A 14,839-nucleotide genomic window follows, 5' to 3' on the forward strand; every position below is an offset into this window, starting at 1 on the left:
GGGCAAATCAGAGATTCGCTGGCTCGACGAGATTACGCCTCGTCGAACGAGGGCAAATCAGAGATTCGCTGGCTCGACGAGATTACGCCTCGTCGAACGAGGGCAAATCAGAGATTCGCTGGCTCGACGAGATTACGCCTCGTCGAACAACTCTTCGCCGTCGACCATCCGCTCTTCGACGACGTCCATGTCGAGCGTCACGCCGAGACCGGGCTTTTCGGGAACCTCGATGTAGCCGTTCTCGATGACGTCCTCTTCGACCAGGTCCTCCCACCAGCCGAGTTCGTAGGAGTGGTACTCGACTGCCAGCGAGTTCGGGATGGACGCACCGACGTGTGCGGCGGCCATCGTTGCGACGGGTGAGGCGACGTTGTGCATCGCCACCGGCGTGTAGTACGTGTCGGCCATGTCCGCGATTTTCCGCGTCTCGCGCATGCCGCCGACCTTCGGCAGGTCGGGGGCGATGATGTCGACGGCCTGTTCTTCGAGCAGGCGGCGGTGGCCGTGCTTGCGATAGACGTTCTCACCGGCGGCGATTGGCGTCGAGGTGAACTGCGTCACCTCACGCTGAACGTCGTGGTTCTCCGGCGGCACGGGGTCTTCGAGCCACCAGACGTCGAACTCCTCGATGGATTCGGCGAGACGCTTGGCGCTGCCCGCCGAGAACGTCCAGTGACAGTCGAAGGCGACGTCCGCGCGGTCTTTGACGCGTTCGGTCACTTTCTCGACGATTTCGGCTTTGTGGCGAATCTCGCCCGGTCGGAGATGGCGGTTCGCGCGGTCCTTTTCGAGTCCCGACGGAACGTCGAGGTCGAACTTCAGCGCGTCGTAGCCGAGGTCCTCGACGACGCGTTCGGCCTCGTCGGCGCAGGCGTCGGGGTCGGCCTCCTCTTCGGTGTGGCAGTCGCAGTACACGCGGACCTCGTCGCGGTACTTCCCGCCGAGCAACTGGTAGGCGGGGACGTCGAGAATCTTGCCGGCGACGTCGTGCAGCGCCGTCTCGATACCGGAGATGGCGGTGACGGTGACGCCGCCGATGGAGCCTTCGCCGGACATCTTCTGGACGAGGTGTTCGGTGAGTCGGTCGATGTCGAGCGGGTTCTCGCCGACGACGAAGGGCGTCATCCGCTGGACGAGTTCGGGAACGCCCGCGCCCCAGTACGCCTCACCGGTGCCGACGACGCCCGCGTCGGTGTAGACGCGAACGAGCGTCCACGGGAAGTTCCCGTCTATCATCGTCGTCTGGACGTCGGTGATTTCGACGTTGCGGGAGCCACCGCGTTCGCCGGTGACGCCCATCGTCTCTGCAGAGAGGTCTCGCATCGTGTACTCCGCGTTCGGGTCGTGGAGTTGCGCGTAGTTTCGTGTCATGGTCAGATATTTACTCGGCGTGAAGTAAAGGTTTTGAGAGCGTCCCGAAGCGTACGGCTGTCGAGAGAGGCATCGTCTGCTGATTCCGCCCCCGGGAGTATGAGCGTTCTGCCCGTTTACGTCGAGGGCGGCCCCCCGTGTGGTCGCCACCGGCGGACGGCAGTCCCCTTAGTCGATATCGGCTGCCGACCGTCAACAAAACCGTCGCGGTGGTCGATATCGACTCACATCGCCGAAGAACTGAACCGATGCTTAGGAGTCGACGAGAAGTAGTCTCGGCTACTGCCGATAGTCGTGCTATACGCTACCAATTGATAGGTCGGTCGTAGCGGCCGAATGGAGGGTGAAAAATCCGGAATGGCGTCGCTACCGACCCCCGTATTGGGTTCGTGGAAACCGCGGTAGGTGCCCATTACTCGGGTTCTGGCACCGGTTGAACGTGTTTCTGACAACCTGTGAGACTTGTCTGTCAGCTAATGAGTAAGTGGGTATCACCCGGAGTGAGAAGCAAGCCGGCAGGGACCGGCAACACGCGAACCATGTCCAAGCAGAACAAGTTCAGTCGACGTAAGGTCGTATCGGCAATCGGAGCAATCGGCGCAGTCGGAGTCGGTGCGGGATTCGCAAACACCGCGGCCGCACACGGGGTAGAACCAACGTTCACCGCACACGACCCGGACGTGCTCGTCAACGACGACGGTAGCGTTCGTAAAGTGAACGTCGGCGTCAGTCACGGTGCAATCAGCTGGAAAGGTCTCGACTCGCCCGCGAAAGAAGCGATGGTGTTCTTCTGTGCGGTGAAGGACGGTAAACAGGTCACGCTCGACTCGAAAGTGCTGAGCGCTACGGGCCTTCGCGGCACGAACAGTTTCTCGTTCGACCCCGTCGACCTCACGGAGAAACCGTTCGACGATGCTCACTTCGAGAGCGACGAAGACGGGAAACTCACCGAGACGGACGTCAAACTCAAACTCCGCGCACGTGTCGACACCCAGGCTGGTAACAAGGTCACGGGAGACACCTACGACACGATGACCGTCGGTGTGCAGAACATCGAAGGCCAGACGAAAGCGACTGGTAAGGCCAACGCGTCGGTCGGCAGCTACCACCAGAAGTACGCCGGGATGTACCAGAACAAGGAGGGAATCAGTCAGCCCATCGAGGGCGGCATGCTCAACCTCTACGTCACCTACGGCAAGCAGACGGTCACGTACGTCGCCGAGTACGACGAACCCGAGGGCTACGAGTACTCGATGGCCGACGCGGACTTCGGCACGAACAACAACCTCACGCTCGGCATCGACGGCGACGACGACGGCTGCGCGGACTTCCAACTCACCTGGTTCCCCGGAAGCGCCGACACCAACGAGGACGGCTTCGCGTACAAGGCGACCACCGACGAACCGAAGTGGGACGCGTGGGGCGCCCTGCCTGACGGATTCAGCGCCTCGAAGGAAGGCAACCTCGTCACGTTCGAGGTGCCGCGGAAGGCCCTCGGCGAGGACGACAGCTACAAGGTCGGCGCACAAGCGAGCGCCGGTGGCGAAGCACCGAGCGTCGTCGTCTCCGGTGAAGAAGGCAAGCTCTGGTCCAGCGAGAAGAACTGGACGAGCAGCCAGTACTTCATCGAGAGTAAGGTCCGCGCGGGCTACTCGAACCTCTACGTCTCGGACAACGACGAGATTTGCGTCGGTGTCGTCCACGACGACAGCGACGACGACGACCACGACGACGACACGAACACCACGACGTTCGACGTGGTTGCCCCGAACGGCTTCGACGGCGACCACGCCCCGGACGGTTACAGCAACACTCACGTCGAGCTGTTCTTCGACTTCGACAACGACGGCGACTGGGACACGCAGGTCCGCCGTGGTGTCGGCAACGGCGTCGTAGACACCGGTGCGGGCGTCTTCTACCAGAACAACGGCGGCTCTTGGATGAGCAACTTCGACGGCATCTCCGTCGAAGAGACCGACGACGGCTTCGTCGTCACCGTCGACGACGACCTGCTCGGCGACAGCTACGGAGTCGGTGCGTACGGCACCCGCGTCACCGCCGTGAGCAAGAAAAGCGAGATGCTCGGCACCGTCACGAAATCCGGTTCCGGCCGTCCGTGGAACTCGGGCAACCTCATCGAGACGTCGCAGTAAGCGACGCTCGCTGACTCTACTCTCCCTCCCACGTTGGCGTACGGCGGTTCGACTCCGCCGGTGGGTTTTCGACCATGCAATCTCGAAGAACGGTACTCGGACTCGTCGCCGGTTCGCTCGGGCTCGGAGTGCTCTCACTGAATTCGACCCGTGCGAGTGCAGTTAGCGCCTCGCTCGCCGAACCGGCGGAGGTCTCCGTCGAGGCGCAGGATGGCCAGTTGGCGACACTGACTGTGAAACCGGAAGGGACGTTCAGCTGGAACGGTCTGGAGGACCCAGCCGGGTCGGCTCGACTCCGCTACGGCGTCAAACACGACGGCCAGACCGACGACCAGTCGTCGGAAGACGGCTGGACGGAAGTCGAGTCGCCGACCGCGAAGACGCTGTACAGTGTCGTTCAGACGCAGAACGGTCCGCACGCGGTCGGTGCCGGCGGCGACGTTCTCGCCCGTAGCTCCGATGGCTGGGAACTCGTCCTCGACGCGGGCCCGACCACGCAGTCGAACCCGCTTCGCGGCGCGGCCGTGACCGACGACGGCCAAAACGTCTGGTTCGCCGGCGGCAGTGGCGTCATCGGCCAGTACGACGTGGTCGAGTCGCAGTTGACCGACTACTCCGCGCCGAACGAGAAAACCTCCACGTGGGAGGACATCGCGGTCACCGGCGACGCAGGGTCGGAGACGGTGCATCTCGTCAACGGTTCCGGTGAGGTGCTTCGCGGGACGAAAACCGACGCAGGTGGTATGGACTGGGGCACGGCGTTCAAACCCGGCGGTGGCTCCAGCATGAAAGCTATCGACTTCTTGGACACCCAGACCGGCTACATCAGCGACACGAACGGAAAGGTGTACGAGACGACCGACGGTGGCGAGAGCTACTCCGGAATCGGTGTCGACGGCGGCTCTGTCGGCCTGTACGACGTGACGGCCACCGCCACCGACGACGTCTTCGCCACCGGCGGCGACGGAAGCCTGTTCCGCTACAACGGTGCGGTGTGGACGAAACTCGACGTGAGCGAGAACAGCCTCAACGGTGTCTCGCTCTCCGGCGAGCGCGGTCTGGCCGTCGGCGGTAGCGGGGCAATCTACGCCCGCGGTGACGAGGGCTGGGAGTCCCAAGAGACGCCGACGTCGGCGACGCTCAACGACGTCGTCCTCGGAGACGGCACGACGCCAGACGTGGCCGTCGGCTCCAGCGGTACCATCCTCGAACGAGACGGCGCGAACACGCCCGGTGCGTCGGGCTACACCGTCGTCGACGAACGCGAGTACGAAATCGAAGGACTCACCGGTTCGCGGGAGTTCGCGTTCGCCGAGACCGACCTGCTGGACGGTACGTTCGACTCCGACGCGTTCGACGTGGACGAAGACGGCGCATCGCAGGAATGGACCGTCGGCCTCCGCCTGTTCATCGACATCTACGGTGTCGACGGTGCGGCGCTGGCGTCAGGCACTGCCGACGCCACCATCACCGTCGTCGTCGAGAACGTGGAGTCGGAAGCCGACGCACAGGTAACGGTGACCGCCGACGGAACGGCGGAGAACACGCCGACCACGGAGACGGAAACGCCAACCGAGACGTCGACGCCGACTGAGACGGAGACGTCGACACCGACGGAGACCACCACGACAGAGGCTCCCGAAGATGGCTCCGAGACAACGACCGACGTGCAAATTGTCAGATGATAGCTTCGACTCTCCCAGCCTCGACGCACGCCGAACCGCTCTCGAATGCGCCTACGACGGCCGAGCCGTCACTCACGAACACACAGGACTAACCAATGCCATCGAAACTCTCAGCTGTACTTGCGAGCAAGAAGTCGGCGCTCGCGCTCATCCTCCTCTCGACGGTCGTGTTGGGGGCAGGGTACGGGATGGTCAACTCGCCGCTCGGCGAAAACCCCGCGCAGGCGACGGACCCGACCGTCACCACCAACTCGACGCCGGACCCGGCCGTTACGCCGCCGCCGACGGAGACGCCCGACGGCGACGACGCCGACGGTGACAGCGACACCACCACCTCCGAACCGCAGTCGACGGGGGTCGCAACGCCCGACGACGCGGACGACGAGACGCCGACCGACCGCTCCTCGGACCGGTCGGATGAGTCGGACAGTTCGAACAATATCAACCGCGCCGATGCGTCGCTGTCGCTGTCGGTCGGCACTCCCGACGAGATACGAAGCGACGACGGAACCGTCGAGACGGTTTCGGGGACGCTGTCGGGGTCGCTGTCGCACACGTATGACCACGCCGACACCGTCGTCTTCGTCGTCCACAGCCGAACCGCAGACGGCGAGTGGGAAGAGAGCAGTCGAAAGACCGTCGCGCTCGACGGCGAGAACGACCTCGACCTCGACACGGCGTTCGACGGACAGTCGGTCACGTACCTCGACGGTGACCGAACGGCCACCTTCGCCAACGCCGACGACGGAACGACCGTCGAACGAACCGGCCACGTCGCGGTGACGGCCGTCCTCTACGACGGCGACTACCGTCTCGACAGCCTCTACAAGCACGGTTCGTACACCGTCGACGTGACGAACATCGAAGCGCAGGCAGGTGCGGACGCGGAGTCTGATGCGACCGTCAGCGCCCTCGACGGCGAGCGACTCGGCACCGTCTTCGCCTAATCGCGCTCACCGATTTTTGGCTGTAGTCGCACGTCTCGGCGTGCTTCGAAGTCGTTTCGAACTGTTCTGAAAAATCGTCCTCTCGTTTCCGAAGCCGGTCACTCGTTCTCGATTACCGTCGACTGGTGTGTTACTCGGCGTCTTGATGACGAAGTTCTGGTGGCAGTCCGTCACGGCCCAGTCGCTGTCGTCTGCTGTGCAGCGTATGGACGGCCGCCGAGACGACCAACAGCAACCCGGGAAGGAGCGCGCCGACGAGCGACGGCACTGCGCCGAACGGTGGGAGACCGGCGACGACTGCACCGGCGAACGACAGCGAGAACGCGCCTAACAGCAGATAGTAGACGCTCCACGGGATGTCGTTGCCGGGGACGATTTCGAGGTAGACGTGGAGGTTCGACGCGCCGGAAGTCGTCGAGATGATGCCGCGGTCACGGTCGTACTCGACGACGCCCACGTCGTGCATCTTCGGGAGATGAGACTGTTGTAAGGCGTTGTACACCCGACGACGTTCCTCCGAGGAGACGGCCGACGGAGACTGACCCGTCTCCCACGCCGCCACCTGCCGCGAGAGGTCGCCGAGTTCGACGTCCTCGTCCTCCTGAAGCAGTGCGTGTATCGCGTACCGTCGCCGTCGGTTACTCAGCGTCTCGAACGCCTCCTCCCGAGAGAGTGAGAACTCGGTTTCGTCTACTTCCGTGACACCCATCGCAGAGTAGTCAATTTGGATGATATTTAAATTCACCGACCAGTATCTTTCGGCGAGTGTTCTACGAATCGACGTTTTCGAGGCAACATCCACCGCCTCTGCCCGTGCATGTGGGCGTTGATGGCCCTCCGATTGGTGGCTCACGAACCACCAGAGAAGCTTCACAGCGGGGTTATGGTCCTTCTACCGGCTCATGAATAAGGAACCCCCATCCATGCGACCGAGTAAGGCGTCACGGGACACCCGGACGCGATTCGAATACCATGCAACGACGTACTCTCATCAAATCGGTAGCAGGAATCGGCGGCGCAAGCGCACTCGGCTTCGGCGGCATCGCGGCGTTCTCCGGAACCGCGGCCGCGAACGTCACGACGAACTTCAGCGCGAACGAGGTCACGCTGACGAACGACACTGGAGACCTCTCGAAACTGTTCATCACGCCCACGTTCCGCGTCGAGTGGGAAGGGTTCGACCAGCCAGTCGGGAAGGTCCGTGTACTTGTCGAGGCCCGCGCTCGTGGCGCAGACGGCGACGCCGGCGAGTGGTCGCCGGTGTTCCGCGCAACGCCGTGGATTAACACGAACACCGAAGGAACAGTTTCGGAGTCTGCACCCGCGACGACCGGGTTCTACGACACCGGCGACGACGGCTGGGGCCCCATCACGCTGTTCAACGAGTTCGGCAAGCCCGACTACAGCACCGTCCCCAACTCCGACGAGTACCTCGCGGGCACGAGTCTCGGTCAGGTCGACGAGGACGGAGACCGTGAAATCATCGACGACCTCCCGGGCGCAGTCAACGGCTACTACGGCGCAAGCGGGACGTCGGACGTGTTCGACAACGACGACGACGACAGCACGAAGCGGACACGTGTCGACGTCCGGTACACCGTCTCGCTGCACCTGCCGAGCGCGAGCAGTTCCTTCGATGGATTCGGCCTCGACGACGAGGACCGCGAAGGGAAGAGCCCGCTCGTCATGTACGACGAGAGCGACTTCGACAGTCCGGCGAACGCGATTCCGTACGCGGAACTGCAGGCGAACGGGAGTCACCCCGCCGTCGCAGTCGAAAAGACGTCGTTCATCGTCGAAACCACGAACGAGGAAGCCAAAGCTGGCGTCGAAGGCGAGACGAACGCGGGCGCGACCGGTGGCGGCAGCCCCGAGAACCTCAGTCTTACTTGGTCGATGGGCAAGCAGCAGTGGCGCATCGACAACTACAACGTCGACGGCTCCATCCAGTTTACGCTCTCTGAAGCGGGCAACCGCTCGAACGCGGTCACCGGGATTGTCGAGGGCGGTCACTACAGCTACCCGCATTCGGAAGTCGAAGACGGCAAGAACGACGGCCGCGGTCCGAACGGTGCCGGCGAGTACGTCGAACTCGATGCCGATACGGCCATCCTCTCGGTCGACGGCCAGCAAGTCGACACCAAGGCCCGCGGTAACTGAACGGGCGGTTATAGCATGAGCACGCAACGGAGTCACACCGGGGGTCGCCGATGAGGTGGCGCACGCACCTGACGAAACGTAACGTCATCGGCGCACTCGTCCTCAGCGTGGTGCTTCTCGGTTCCGGATTCGGGTACGTCGCACCCGCAATCTCCGACCTCGGGGATGCACTCACGGGAGCGAACACACCCGCAGATGCAGTCGACGATTCCGATGTGGTAGAGGAAACCGGCTCGACCGACCCGGGCGAGGCATCGAACGAGGACGCAGACGACGCCAGTGACTCGGTCGGGGAGGCGTCCGGCGAGTCTGACCGGGGAGACGACTCGACGTCGTCCGACGAGACGGCCAATACGGAGTCAGAGTCCGGCGACGCTAACGACGTCGGTTCCGACGCCACCGACGAGTCGAACCGGTCTGACCGCGGTCGCAACACCGACCGTGACAGAGATAGGGACGGCCGTGACGAGAGCGACGACCCAGGCCTCGTCGTCACCGGTGAGACGAACGCCGACGCGGCCTAAAGTGACGGTACTCCGGGCGACCTACTGATTGCCTCACGCTCGGAGTACTGCTGTTACTCCATCCAGAGTCGTCGACGATTTTGTTATTTCTCGTGCTGCTCGAAAGCCACAGCGTACGAGCAGAGAGTCAGAAAGCCTCGGCGTCGAACTGTGACGCGCTATCCGAGCATCAGACGGACGTTGTAGACGGTAGTGAACGCCCCGGCGAGCGTCAGCACGATTGGCGGCGCGTAGTACCAGAGTTTGTCGCCGTCCTGTGCGGCGTCGATGCTGAGCGCGAGACATGCGAAGAACGCGACGAGTTTCAGCCCGACGAGGCCGCTCTGCCCGAACTGGGCGACGGCCCATCTGAGAACCGGATTCCCCTCGATGACGGTCGGACTGTAGCTCATGAGTGCGATGGTCGTGACGGTGTCGCCGACGCCGTAGCCCAGTGTGGCGAGAAACCAAAGGTTCGTGAACTCCCTTTCGTCGAACGGCGTCTCCGTCAGCGAGAGACGGTCAGCGAGTGCGGACGCCGACGCGGGTGGGAGCAGTCGCATCGTCCCGTGTGAACACGTGTTGGGAGTATAGTACTTTCGGAATTTGTGAATGTACTCTCCAGCGGAGGGTCATCGGAGTTTCGCCAGCAGATTGAGCACGAATATCGTCTGCAGCATCTCCGCCGACCGGCCGCGGTCGAACACGAGTTCGTCGGTATCCATCACGTGTGCGAGGACGTCACGGGAGGAGTGCTCGGGCGCGGCCGCCAGTCCGGCGTCGTTGTCGGCGGCCCACTGCATCACCCGGAGGTCGGATTTGCTGTCGCCCATCACGACGACGAACGGGTCGTCGACGCCGAGGACGTCGAGTGCGGACTCGACGCCCGCGGCTTTGTTGAGTTCGAGCGACCCGACTTCGGCGGCGTCGGCGTGGTAGTACGCGACGTCGATACGGTCGAATCGAGCGGAAACGGCGTCGGGGACGGCGTCGACCGATAGTTCGGGGGCCGCGTGCTCGGATTCGAGTACCTCGCGGATTTCGTTGTCCGCGTCGGCGTAGTACGCCCGCGCCCACGACGGGCCGCGGTCGGGCTCTTCGAACTCGTTCGACGCCGACGAGAACGAGTTGATGACCGCTTCGCCGACCAAATCGAGAAGGTAGACCAGCGACTCGTCGATGACCGCTGCGGCTTGCTTGCCTCCGGTCTCGAAGTTCGGCTTGAGCGTGACGTTGAACTCGTTGCCTTGGAGGTGGACCGACCGCCGGAGGTCGTCGGCGGCGTCGGGCAGCACCCGTGAACGAATCTCGGCGAACACCGACTGGATGTCGGCGTCGAGGTTCTCGTACAGCAGTCGTTTCGTCTCGGAGCCGTGACCGGGCGTGAACACGCCGGTCCCGGCCTCGTAGACGATGCTCACGTCACCGGAGTGGACGAGTTCGTTGCCGAGGCCCTGAATCGTGAACCCCTTGACGTTCTCCAAGGTCTGGCCGGTGCAGATGACGATGGGCACGCCGGACTCGTGGAACTCGGTGAGCATATGCAGCGTGTCCCGCGGAATCTCGTTGTCGGTGCGCCCGGCCGACCGGAGCGTCTCGTCGACGTCCAAAACGAGCGCGTTGGCCGCGCGGTCGTACTTCGAGTGGAGGTCGAGCGCGGTGAACGCCTGCTCGCGGGTTGCCCGGGCGGCGACTTCGGCATAGGTCGCGCCCATCGCGAACGCCGAGCGAATCTCGTCTTTTCTCGCCTCCAGTTCGTCGTTGGCCTCCTGCCAGTGGTCGAGGGCGACCCGGGAGTCGACCGGCGGGAACACGTCGACGAAATCCTGATACTCCCGCAGCGTCTTCGTGTCGAACTCGTCGTACAGTCGGTACAGCAGGTCGTACCGTTCCATACACAGAAAGGGTGAGCCGGCGTCATAAGCACGGCGGGCAACGGACAAAATCGGCAAGTAGGGGCCGCATTACGCTTCTCACGGCCTCCCAGAGTCTCAGAACAGTTGTCATTACAAAACCATCTATCCGTGTTGGTCGGGTCGACCATGCAACAGACGACAGGGGAGGGTGCACGCCGCGGCGATGCGAGTGGACCGACTCGCTCGCGGAGGTATCGATGAAGTCGAAATCACGTTCGAGGTTCAGTGCGACGTTCACCGTGTTCGTCACGGTACTCGTCGTTCTAGGTGCGTTCGCGCCGACAGTCGTCAGCGCAGGTGGAACGGACGCAGCGTCCGAGAAACCGACGATTTCGGGACGCCTCGTCTCGGCGGACGGCGAGGCGCTGTCGAGTGACCTCGTCTCAGTAGGCTTCTGGGGCGAAGACGGTGGGGTCAGTTCGGCGAACGTGACGACCGGAAACGACGGTCGGTTCTCTATCGAGTCGAACGCGACGGCCTCACACCAACTCGCGTACTTCCAGAAAGCCGAAGACGGGTCGTTCGGTCCGCGCGACGGACTCGCGGACGTGTTCACTATCGGTAGTACGGAGCCGAATGAAAACGTTGACTTCGGTGATGTCGAAATTCCGGAAGGACACCTTCTGGATGTCGAAGTTGTCGACGAAGACGGTAATCCAGTTGAGGACGCGCACGTTCGTGTGTACCACGACGTCCCGAACGTTGACGAAGGCTGGTCGTACGCTGGAAACACGAACGCAAATGGGTTGTTCGACGCCGAAGACAGTCCGGTCGGCGTCGAAGTTGCCGACGATGTGCTTGTGCGTGTTGAAGCACCGAGTGGTTCCTCTGCGTACGCCGACAAAGTGTACGAACGGTCGCTCACGATGACTGAGGACCGGAAACTGACCGTTACGCTCGACTCGTCGACAGCGATTACTGGACGGCTCGTGACGAGTGATGGAGACCCGATTCGGACGAACTGTTTAGGATACTTCCGTTGGAGCGATTCCGATACGACATTCTCGTGGGAACCGTCAGACACTGACGGTCGATTCTCTATCGACGCTGAATCAGGTCATGAGCAGAGTCTCACATTCGTCCAGAACGTGGAGGAGCACGACGGTGTCGCCGACATCTACAGTATCGGCCAAGTCGAGACATCGGAGAATGTCGGTAAAATCGAGATTCCCGATGGACACGTGCTGGATGTCCGTGTCGTCGACGAGTCCGGTTCTGCGATAGACCAATCGAAGGTGTCAGTGTACCACGAGACTGCACAAAAGTCGTCTTCGCTCGTTTGGTCGCCCGAGGCAGACAGAGCGGACGAACACGGCACCATCGGTGAGGTAGAAGTCGTCGGCGACATCTTGATTCGCGTAGACCCAACCGAAGACGCGGACGGTATCGCCCAGAAGACCGTCTGGAAAAACGTCACAGTCACCGAAGACCGAACAGTCACCATCACGCTCGACTCGGCGCCGACTATCAGCGGCCGTCTCGTCACCGAAGAGGGAGAGCCAATAGCGAATAGAATCGTACACCACGGTCACTGGAACGAATCGGACAGACAGTACTCGTGGGGGCGAACCGACGAGGACGGTCGGTTTACTATCGTCGGTGCGACCGACGCCCGAAACCATCTAACGTTCTTCGAAGACGAGGACAACGAGAGTCTCACTGGAGATTACGATACAAGCACTATCTACACTTTCGACAAACGCGACCTAACTGAGAGTTCCGAAGATGTCGAACTCGGTGATGTCGTGGTCCCCGACGGCCACGAATTGAACGTTCGAGTCGTCGATGAGAACGGCAACCCAGTCGAGGACGCTATCGTCGACCGGTACCACAACGTCGACTGCATCGATTGTTCACCGTGGCTCCAGCAGTTGACCGGCAACGACGGATGGACCAGCAGTGAACTCTCTGGCGAAATTAAAATTGGAGTTTTCGCAAAAGAGGATGTCACCGGGTTCGATTCCGAAACAGTCTGGAAGAACGTCACGGTCACCGAGGACCGAAACGTCACCATCACGCTCGACTCCAAAGACGAGAAACCGACCATCAGCGGTCGTCTCGTCACCGAGAACGGCGAACCTATCGCCAACGACATGGTGTCGCTGTGGTACTGGAACGAAACAGCGGGAGACCACTCGCGCTCGGTGCACACAGACGAAAACGGACGGTTCGAGATGGTCGGAACGCCCGACACCAAAAATCAGCTCACGTTCTTCCAAGTGGACGAGGAAGGGAAGATTCAGGCGGAGAACGACGGCCTCGTCGACATGTACAACCTGGGCAAATTCGAGCTCTCCGAGCATCCCGAAGACGTCGAACTCGGTGAAGTCGTCGTTCCGGAGGGACATTTGCTCAAAGTCCACGTAGCCGACGACGACGGCAATCCGACCGACGGCGTGTACGTGAACAAATATCACGACGTCGAGAGCACTGGACACACTTGGTGGATGGGAGGGATAACTGAAGGCGGCAACTCCGAACAATCGCCGGAGACTGCTGGCGTCGAACTCACTGGTGACATCAAAATCGCCGCCTTCCCATCCGAGGAGGCGACCGAGTACGTCCAGCAGGTGTACTGGGAGAACATCACGCTCACCGAAGACCGAACCGTGAGATTCACCGTAGAGACCGTCGCTGACGAGGACGACTCGACTGACGAAGAAGAAACCGGCGACGACGAACAAACGGACGGTACTCAGACCGGTGACGACCAGACCGACGAATCCGACACCGGTGACGAGTCGGATACTGGAACAGACGACAGCGAAACCGACGACGGAACGACCGACGACGAACAAGGAACCAACGGCGACTCCGAAGAGTCGGACACGACTTCCGACGGGGACGAGACGGACGATACCACCGACGACGGTCAAACGGACGACTCGACCGAGAGTGACACCGAAGACGACGAGTCGGAAACCGACGACACCACAGACGACACGGAGTCGGACGACTCCCAGCAGCCGTCGACCGACGGGTCCGACGAGTCCGACCAATCGACGGACGAGTCGAGCGACGGACAGGAGACGGAGAATCCCGGCGACGACACCGAACAGGAGTCGAAGAACCCATCCAGTGATACGGACCAAACGTCCGACGACAGCGACGATGCACCGACGGGTGGCAGCAGCAATCCGCCGCAGTCGAACGACGCCGAAGGCACCGAAGACGACGGGAACAGCGCGGATCAGGGTGCGGTGACCGGCGACGGCGACGGTGCGACGGAGACGACCACCACGCCGCCGCCCACGACGACGCCCGCAGAAGAACAGAACACGACCACAACGACGACCGAGACAACGGAGACGTCGACAGCGCAGACGGAGACGACGAAGACCGACACGGAGACAACCGAACCGTCGACGGCCGACGAGTCGTCGGCAGAGACGACTGCCGCTGCGACACCCGACGAGGCGCTGGCGCAGACGACCGAAGCGGCGACGGCCGCCGGCAACGAGTCGGAGACTACATTCCCCGGATTCGGCCCGCTGTCGGCGCTTTTCGCGGCGTTGACCGCGGGGTTGCTGCTCGCACGGCGACGCTAACCGCGCAGACTCGAATCAGTTTTTTCTGAGTTCCGACGGGGACACAACGCTGATACTCGCGGTGTCCCAATCGTCGGCTATGCAGAACTGGACCGACAGCATCGTCGGCGAACGAATGACCGTCGACAGGGAGTTCAACCAGCGGATTCGGGACTCGGCGTTTACGAGCCAAGAGTGGGGGCTCATCATGACCGCCACCGAGTTCGAAATCGAGAACGCCGACGACGCCGAGAACGCGCGCATCGTCGCTAACACCGAGAAAGTGCCGCAGATACTGCCCGAACTGGAGAACGTGCGCTCGCAGATGCAGTCGATGGGCGGCGCGCCCGAACGGGGCAACCGCGGCGGTGGCGGCGGCATCGTCGACTCGATAAAGGGCGCACTGGGCATCGGCGGCGGGGACAGCGGCGGCGTCAATCAGGACGAACTCGAACGCGCCGAGCGACTCACGCAGGAGTACGCCGACGAACTCCAGTCACATCTCGAACAGAAAGGAAAGTGGCAGCAAGTCCGCGTCGCCTATCAGGAGTGAACGGCAGGGCGGACCAGCGCGGCG

The 14,839-nt window shown here is 62.4% G+C and carries 11 protein-coding genes; 7 read left to right on the forward strand and 4 right to left on the reverse strand.

What is annotated here, in order from left to right; translation table 11 throughout:
• Window positions 1-132: 132 nt before the first annotated feature.
• Window positions 133-1,371, reverse strand: coding sequence for a mandelate racemase/muconate lactonizing enzyme family protein (locus AUR64_RS10065; RefSeq protein WP_058581767.1), 1,239 nt, complete (start codon window positions 1,369-1,371; stop codon window positions 133-135).
• Window positions 1,372-1,910: 539 nt separating this feature from the next.
• On the opposite strand from AUR64_RS10065, the gene AUR64_RS10070 reads away from it, so the two are divergent.
• The 3 genes from AUR64_RS10070 to AUR64_RS10080 all read left to right on the forward strand — a co-directional run bounded on the left by AUR64_RS10070 (window position 1,911) and on the right by AUR64_RS10080 (window position 6,156).
• Window positions 1,911-3,524, forward strand: a complete 1,614-nt coding sequence (locus AUR64_RS10070; protein WP_058581768.1) for a hypothetical protein — start codon at window positions 1,911-1,913, stop codon at window positions 3,522-3,524.
• Between the two features lie 74 nt (window positions 3,525-3,598).
• On the forward strand, window positions 3,599-5,209 hold the full coding sequence (locus AUR64_RS10075; RefSeq protein WP_058581769.1) for a WD40/YVTN/BNR-like repeat-containing protein: 1,611 nt from the start codon (window positions 3,599-3,601) through the stop codon (window positions 5,207-5,209).
• Window positions 5,210-5,304: 95 nt separating this feature from the next.
• On the forward strand, window positions 5,305-6,156 hold the full coding sequence (locus AUR64_RS10080) for a hypothetical protein (RefSeq protein ID WP_058581770.1): 852 nt from the start codon (window positions 5,305-5,307) through the stop codon (window positions 6,154-6,156).
• A 130-nt stretch (window positions 6,157-6,286) separates the two neighbouring features.
• Here AUR64_RS10080 and AUR64_RS10085 read toward each other — a convergent pair whose 3' ends face one another.
• Window positions 6,287-6,865 carry a DUF7344 domain-containing protein gene (locus AUR64_RS10085; RefSeq protein WP_058581771.1) on the reverse strand — a complete coding sequence of 193 codons (579 nt, stop codon included), beginning with the start codon at window positions 6,863-6,865 and terminating at the stop codon, window positions 6,287-6,289.
• 263 nt (window positions 6,866-7,128) lie between these two features.
• On the opposite strand from AUR64_RS10085, the gene AUR64_RS10090 reads away from it, so the two are divergent.
• Together AUR64_RS10090 and AUR64_RS10095 are read left to right on the forward strand one after the other, a co-directional pair.
• Window positions 7,129-8,316: a hypothetical protein gene (locus AUR64_RS10090; protein ID WP_058581772.1), complete on the forward strand. Its 1,188-nt coding sequence runs from the start codon at window positions 7,129-7,131 to the stop codon at window positions 8,314-8,316.
• A gap of 50 nt (window positions 8,317-8,366) precedes the next feature.
• The gene (locus tag AUR64_RS10095; RefSeq protein ID WP_058581773.1) at window positions 8,367-8,840 is read left to right on the forward strand and encodes a hypothetical protein; all 474 of its coding nucleotides are present in this window, start codon (window positions 8,367-8,369) and stop codon (window positions 8,838-8,840) included.
• A gap of 158 nt (window positions 8,841-8,998) precedes the next feature.
• On the opposite strand, the gene AUR64_RS10100 is transcribed toward AUR64_RS10095, so the two are convergent.
• Together AUR64_RS10100 and AUR64_RS10105 are read right to left on the reverse strand one after the other, a co-directional pair.
• Window positions 8,999-9,382 (reverse strand): hypothetical protein, encoded by a 384-nt coding sequence (locus AUR64_RS10100; RefSeq protein WP_058581774.1) that lies wholly within the window; start codon window positions 9,380-9,382, stop codon window positions 8,999-9,001.
• Between the two features lie 69 nt (window positions 9,383-9,451).
• Window positions 9,452-10,714, reverse strand: coding sequence for an HAD family hydrolase (locus AUR64_RS10105; protein WP_058581775.1), 1,263 nt, complete (start codon window positions 10,712-10,714; stop codon window positions 9,452-9,454).
• Between the two features lie 218 nt (window positions 10,715-10,932).
• On the opposite strand from AUR64_RS10105, the gene AUR64_RS10110 reads away from it, so the two are divergent.
• Window positions 10,933-14,283 (forward strand): hypothetical protein, encoded by a 3,351-nt coding sequence (locus AUR64_RS10110; RefSeq protein WP_058581776.1) that lies wholly within the window; start codon window positions 10,933-10,935, stop codon window positions 14,281-14,283.
• A 79-nt stretch (window positions 14,284-14,362) separates the two neighbouring features.
• A complete protein-coding gene (locus tag AUR64_RS10115) occupies window positions 14,363-14,815 on the forward strand; it encodes a DUF5799 family protein (RefSeq protein ID WP_058581777.1) in 453 nt (150 codons plus the stop codon).
• Window positions 14,816-14,839 lie beyond the last annotated feature (24 nt).

Origin of the sequence: Haloprofundus marisrubri (genome assembly GCF_001469955.1) — an archaeon.
Taxonomy (GTDB): domain Archaea; phylum Halobacteriota; class Halobacteria; order Halobacteriales; family Haloferacaceae; genus Haloprofundus; species Haloprofundus marisrubri.